Source organism: Corynebacterium sp. DNF00584 (assembly GCF_001552965.1).
In the GTDB taxonomy this organism is placed as follows: Bacteria; Actinomycetota; Actinomycetes; order Mycobacteriales; family Mycobacteriaceae; genus Corynebacterium; species Corynebacterium phoceense.
In genome coordinates this window covers 1-3,115 of record NZ_KQ959742.1, presented here as the reverse complement: position 1 = coordinate 3,115, position 3,115 = coordinate 1, and the positions used below count along the sequence as shown (strand labels likewise).

At 61.3% G+C, this 3,115-nt stretch carries 5 protein-coding genes; all 5 read left to right on the top strand.

Translation table 11 applies throughout. The features are described from left to right. Positions 1-71 precede the first annotated feature (71 nt). The 5 genes from HMPREF0307_RS05125 (at position 72) to HMPREF0307_RS05105 (ending at position 2,994) form a co-directional block, all read left to right on the top strand. Positions 72-1,256, top strand: a complete 1,185-nt coding sequence (locus tag HMPREF0307_RS05125; RefSeq protein ID WP_011272788.1) for an Nramp family divalent metal transporter — start codon at positions 72-74, stop codon at positions 1,254-1,256. 20 nt (positions 1,257-1,276) lie between these two features. Beyond that, positions 1,277-1,666: an NUDIX hydrolase gene (locus tag HMPREF0307_RS05120; RefSeq protein ID WP_005292595.1), complete on the top strand. Its 390-nt coding sequence runs from the start codon at positions 1,277-1,279 to the stop codon at positions 1,664-1,666. 62 nt (positions 1,667-1,728) lie between these two features. After that, positions 1,729-2,304, top strand: coding sequence for a TetR/AcrR family transcriptional regulator (locus HMPREF0307_RS05115; RefSeq protein WP_066488613.1), 576 nt, complete (start codon positions 1,729-1,731; stop codon positions 2,302-2,304). After that, positions 2,301-2,663, top strand: a complete 363-nt coding sequence (locus HMPREF0307_RS05110) for a DoxX family protein (protein ID WP_005292602.1) — start codon at positions 2,301-2,303, stop codon at positions 2,661-2,663. Before HMPREF0307_RS05115 ends, HMPREF0307_RS05110 begins: the two co-directional genes overlap by 4 nt. Before the next feature lie 88 nt (positions 2,664-2,751). Beyond that, positions 2,752-2,994 (top strand): YlcI/YnfO family protein, encoded by a 243-nt coding sequence (locus HMPREF0307_RS05105; RefSeq protein WP_066488611.1) that lies wholly within the window; start codon positions 2,752-2,754, stop codon positions 2,992-2,994. Positions 2,995-3,115: the final 121 nt, after the last annotated feature.

Here is a 3,115-nt window from a genome sequence, read left to right as displayed (position 1 = left end):
CCCCCCTGGCTTGAACATATGGCGATGAAAACTAGACTTCAAGTAGTTGAACTTTTGGTATGGAGATGCCTATGCGTAAGACCTTAATCAGCCTCACCGGCCCCGCCTTCGTTGCTGCAGTGGCTTACGTCGACCCCGGCAACGTAGCCGCCAACATCAGCGCCGGCTCCCACTACGGCTACCTCCTGGTGTGGGTACTCGTCGTGGCCAACCTCATGGCCATGTTCATCCAGTACCACTCCGCCAAACTGGGCCTAGTCACCCACCGCTCCCTGCCGGAAATCATGGGCGAGCGTCTCTCCCGCCGCGCGCGCCTAGGCATGTGGGCCCAGGCCGAGCTCATCGCCGCGGCCACCGACCTCGCCGAAGTCATCGGCGGCGCCATTGCCCTGCAACTCCTCTTCAACCTCCCCCTGTTCGCGGGCGCGCTCATCATCGGCGCGGTCTCCATCATTCTCCTCATCTTCCAGAAGAAGAACCAGTGGTTCGAGGGGCTTGTCATCGGCCTGCTCCTGGTCATCTGCATCGGCTTCCTTGCCGGCCTCGCCATCGCCCCGCCCGACCCCGCCGACGTGGCCGGCGGCCTCATCCCCCGCCTAGAGGGCAAGGACAGCATCCTGCTGGCCGCCTCCATGTTGGGCGCCACCGTCATGCCGCACGCCATTTACCTACACTCCTCCCTGACCAAGCAGCGCTACCCCGACCTGGAAATCCCCCACGTGCTGGCCGGCACCCGCGCGGACATCGCCGTGGCGCTGTCCATCGCCGGGCTCGTCAACGTGGGCCTGCTGGTCCTGGCGGGCTCGGCCCTCTACGGCGTGGACGGCACAGAGACCATCTCCGGGGCCCACACGGCGATTGCCAGCCACCTCGGCCCGCTGGCCGGCGTTCTCTTCGCCATCGGCCTGCTGGCCAGCGGCCTCGCCTCGACGTCAGTGGGCGCCTACGCCGGCTCCGAAATCATGGACGGCCTGCTTCACATCAAGGTCCCCCTACTAGTCCGCCGCCTGGTCACGCTCATCCCGGCGCTGGTCATCATCGGCTGCGGGGTCGACCCCACTATGGCACTGGTGGTCAGCCAGGCACTTCTTTCCCTGGGCATCCCCTTCGCCATCATCCCGCTTTTCCGCTATGCCGGCTCCCGGGACGTCATGGGTGAGTTCGCCGCGAAACCCTGGTCTATGGCCGTGGGCTGGACGCTTGCCGCGCTGGTCATCGCACTCAATCTCGCCCTCGTGCTCCTGCCGCTGCTCTAGGCCGCCTACAATCAGCAGCCATGATTGAAGTAGCAGCCGTCGTCATCCGCAACCCACAAGGCCACGTGCTTACCGTGCGCAAGAAGTCCTCCACCAAGTACCAACTGCCCGGCGGCAAGCCCGAGGCGGGCGAGGCGCTTGTCGACGCCGCCCTGCGCGAAGTTGCCGAAGAAGTAGGCCTCACCCTCGACGCCGAGAGCCTCAACAAACTCGGCACCTTCGACGCTCCCGCCGCCAACGAACCGGGCGAGGTCGTCGTCGGCACCATCTTCACCTACACCCGCACCGTCACCGCCGACGAACCCCATGCCGCCGCCGAAATCGGCGACACCGCCTGGGTCAACCCAGCAGCCCCCGACCGCGAGCTTGCACACCTGCTGCGCGACCGCGTCTTCCCCACGCTGGCCTAGCGTCAACTGTCAACACTTCGGCGTCATTGACCTCGAAACCATCAAGAGCTACCCTTTTGAACATGTTCACTGAACACGTTCACTCATCGCGCTCGGCCGCCAAAGCTGGCACCGTCAGCAAGGTCCTAGCCACCGCCTACGAACTCTTCCTCACTCAGGGCTACGCCACCACCAGCATCCGGACTATCGCATCCGAAGCTGGCGTTAGCGTGGGAACCGTCATGGGAGTCGGCGACAAACAAACGCTGCTCATCCGCACCATTGGCCAACACATTTCAGAACTCCACGATGACATCCGGGGACAATCCGATAGCCTTCTCGATGTCCTGAGACCTTTCCTCCAGATGTTTACCGGCCACGAAGAGCTCTCCCGCGCCTTTGGCGCAGCACTCATCCAACAAGGCAATCAAGGCGAAGCGCTCACCGCACTCAAAACGCTCCTGATCGATGAAATCACCCTGCGACTCGGCACCAGGCTCAGCAGCGCCGATGCGGCCGAGTACGCCGACCTGCTGTACAACGTCTACCTCGGCTTACTCATCGGCTGGGCCGCCGGAATCTACGACACCGAGCACCTCACATCCCAAGCCGCCTCATCGATCGAACGCCTCAACACCGCATTCGGAGTAACCCAATGATCCTAGAATCTTCCCCAGCCTGGCCCTCCCTTCTACTAGCAGCCATTCTGCTTGGCGACGCCGCCCTCTCCCTCAAACCAGTCCCCTTCATCGAAGCCTGCCTCAGCGGCGTCAAACTCCCCAAGGACTGGTGGTGGGCGCTCATTGTCATCAAGTGCCTCGCCGCCGTAGGACTCATTGCCGGCCTCTGGTTCCCCGGCGTAGGAATCACAGCCATGATTGGAGTCATCGCCTATTTCTGCGCGGCCGCAGCAGCCCATGTCCGCGCCCACTTCCTCGGTAGCGCATTCTGGATCAACTGCTTAGGCATGCTCGCATTCTCCATCGGAGTACTGATCCTGACGCTCGCACTGAATTAAGACACCAGTCAACCTTTCACGGCTTCCTGAAGGCAGATACATCATTGCACCTCTTGAATGATGACTTGATGCTTTCTACCCTAAAGGTATGCGCACGACGATAAACCTCCCGCTGAAACTCCTTGAAGAAACGAAGGTCCAAGCCAAAGCCAACAATGTCACTTTGAGCTCATACGTCGAAGAGGCGGTCCGCGCTGCCCTCAAGAAGGAAGCCCGCATCAGTACCGAAGACACCCCCGTTAACCTGCCCTCCTTCGATTGCGGCGGACCGGCTCTAGTTGATCTCAGCAACAAAGAAGCTGTGTGGGCGGTACTCGATGATCATTCCTGATGTCAACATTCTCGTTTATGCCTTCCACTCCGCTGCACCGCAACATAAACCCGCTCAACAATGGCTAAGTAGTGCTCTAAATCGGCATGAAACAATTGGACTCCTGGATGTTGTGGCAACG

What these genes read in the sequence shown, in the direction of transcription:
- HMPREF0307_RS05125 (WP_011272788.1), top strand. Translation starts at nt 72, where the DNA reads ATGCGTAAGACCTTAATCAGCCTCACCGGCCCCGCCTTCGTTGCTGCA.
- HMPREF0307_RS05120 (WP_005292595.1), top strand. Translation starts at nt 1,277, where the DNA reads ATGATTGAAGTAGCAGCCGTCGTCATCCGCAACCCACAAGGCCACGTG.
- HMPREF0307_RS05115 (WP_066488613.1), top strand. Translation starts at nt 1,729, where the DNA reads ATGTTCACTGAACACGTTCACTCATCGCGCTCGGCCGCCAAAGCTGGC.
- HMPREF0307_RS05110 (WP_005292602.1), top strand. Translation starts at nt 2,301, where the DNA reads ATGATCCTAGAATCTTCCCCAGCCTGGCCCTCCCTTCTACTAGCAGCC.
- HMPREF0307_RS05105 (WP_066488611.1), top strand. Translation starts at nt 2,752, where the DNA reads ATGCGCACGACGATAAACCTCCCGCTGAAACTCCTTGAAGAAACGAAG.